The organism is Chelativorans petroleitrophicus (assembly GCF_025398195.1).
GTDB lineage: Bacteria > Pseudomonadota > Alphaproteobacteria > Rhizobiales > Rhizobiaceae > Chelativorans > Chelativorans petroleitrophicus.
The window spans coordinates 1-2,103 of record NZ_JAODNV010000050.1 but is presented as its reverse complement, the minus strand read 5'-3'; the positions used below and the strand labels follow the sequence as shown (position 1 = coordinate 2,103).

Here is a 2,103-nt window from a genome sequence, read left to right as displayed (position 1 = left end):
CAGTCGCAAGGTTCTGGCCTGGCGGCTGTCGAACACCATGGATGCCGACTTCTGCGTCGCTGCCCTCGAAGAGGCGAGGGCGAACTGACTGATAACTGAAACTCAACGTACGACGAGTACTCGACAGGCGCGCAGACTCGGCGGGTGTTGCTCACGACAAAACAGATTGGACAATGGCCCAAAGCGGACGGCCGGTTTGGCTGAACGACCGGTCCGCTGGAGACAAGAGGTGCCTGTCTGTATTCCCACTTAAAATGCAAAAATGCCCTGGGTCGAAGTCAGGGTAAGCACTGTTCTGATGGCACCTTCCAGGTAGTGTGCTGAAGGTTCAGAAAATTCGCCGAGAGGGGCGGTCATGGCAGGCTGGTGATGTTTCCGTCACCTGATTCCATTGCGAGGAACGCCACCATGACCAAGACAGAAAGTAAGACCGCCAGCGCCGCCGTCAAAGACATTCTTGTTTCCAGCCCCTACGGCTTGCGCGAGGGGATCCGCGCTGTGCTGCAGGAGGTGCTGGAGGCCGAGATGGAAGAGGCCTTGGGCGCTTCGAAGAGCGAGTGCACTCCGGAGCGGCTTGGCTACCGCTCGGGCCTTTACGGCCGCTCGCTGATCACTCGGGTCGACAAGCTGGAACTCAGGGTGCCAGAGGACCGGCAAAGGCCGCTTCTCGACCGAACTGTTCGAGCGCTACCAGCGCTGCGAGCGGGTGGGCTGCAGCTCCGCTGACACCCGTACTGCAATCCTGAACCTTTCTCCTCTCCGAGGGTTAGAGTGCGAGGTCGCCTTACAACGCGGCTGCTCGTGATGATAAGGAGAGAAAGCCATGAGGACCCTACTGGGCGCCGTCGCACTGCTTGCCATTTCTGCCGCTCCAGGTTTCGCGGAACAGGTAACCGATGTGATTGAAGACATGAATGAGCGCGCAAATACGCTGAAGCTGCAGGATGGCAGTGAGTATATTCTGCCGGAGACATTCAGTCTTGACACGGTGAAAGTCGGCGACACGGTTGTCATAACTTACGAACAAGGCGAGGGCGGACAGAAGATCGCTACGGAGGTCCAGTTGCAACGCTAGACTTGGTCGGCTTTCGGGACGAGCCGGATATAACCCGTGAGGAAATCATTGCGGCAGAGAGGCTTATCCCGCTCGCGCCGGCACCACTAGATGTGGCCCCCGCAAGGAGCCGGCAATAGGGCCGCCGCTCCGGCAGGGTCCAGTAGCCGCTTAGCGTACTCGAGCGGCACATTTGCCAGACGGGGGCGCAGGTAAGCGTCCTCACGGGCCTCCTCAATGGCTGGCCGCGGATCGCCTCCTTGAGCTCGCGGAAGGCGGGCCGCTTGCCTGTGATGTCCCAGTGGGGGGTGCTTGCTGTGAGAATTGCAATCCACACGCTTGGTGCCCGCGGCGATGTTCAGCCGTATGTCGCGCTCGCACTTTGCCTCAAGGCGGCCAGCCATGAGACGCTCATCGCCGCTCTATCGCAGTTCGAGGCTTTCGTCAGCAGCCGGGGCGTGCCCCCTTGGCCAGGGAATTCCTTGACCTCATGGAGACCCCTGAGGGCAAGGCCGCCATGTCCGGCAGCGGAGGCTTCGCGGCCGGTTTTGGCGTCCCAGCCTTCCGTCAGCATCGACACCGACACAACGCAGCGGACGTGTTCACCCAGGCGTCCCTTGCGCCCCACGGTATTCATGACCTCGCGCAGCATTTCGCTGTCGTTGACCGCGCCGGCGGCGGCCTCTGGACGTTGCCGTATTGTTGCAGACGACGATGAACGCCGGGGGGACACCGATGCCGGCGCGCTCCCATTCCTCAAATTCGCGCTTGTAGTGATCGTAGAGAGAGAACAGTGCGGTTGCGAGCAAGGCGTGGTAGTTCGTCACCACCACCTTCGCGTTGCCAAGCTCGTTCATCATATCCTGCGGCACCAGTTCGCGGGTGCGGTAGTAATTGTCGGGATCCGACGGCAGCAGGACCCGCAGGCGGTCCTTGATCGTTATGCCGGGGGTGACAACGAGGAAGCCGCGAGCCACTTTGAAGACGTTATTCGTTTCGATGCGAAGGCAAAGTTTGCCCGAAGATGTCTGCCGGGTGCGAGGGGCGGG

General features: G+C 60.8%; 1 protein-coding gene and 2 pseudogenes. 2 read left to right on the top strand and 1 reads right to left on the bottom strand.

The features are described from left to right. Positions 1–408: 408 nt before the first annotated feature. Together NYR54_RS19060 and NYR54_RS19055 are read left to right on the top strand one after the other, a co-directional pair. Positions 409–706, top strand: a pseudogene (locus tag NYR54_RS19060) (transposase); the annotation flags it as partial. 117 nt (positions 707–823) lie between these two features. Further along, positions 824–1,075, top strand: coding sequence for a DUF1344 domain-containing protein (locus NYR54_RS19055; RefSeq protein WP_261517279.1), 252 nt, complete (start codon positions 824–826; stop codon positions 1,073–1,075). A 523-nt stretch (positions 1,076–1,598) separates the two neighbouring features. Here the strand turns inward: NYR54_RS19055 and NYR54_RS19050 are convergent. Then, positions 1,599–2,103: pseudogene (locus NYR54_RS19050) on the bottom strand (hypothetical protein); the annotation flags it as partial.

Coding starts and splice junctions, on each gene's coding strand:
- NYR54_RS19055 (WP_261517279.1), top strand. CDS start 824: ATGAGGACCCTACTGGGCGCCGTCGCACTGCTTGCCATTTCTGCCGCT.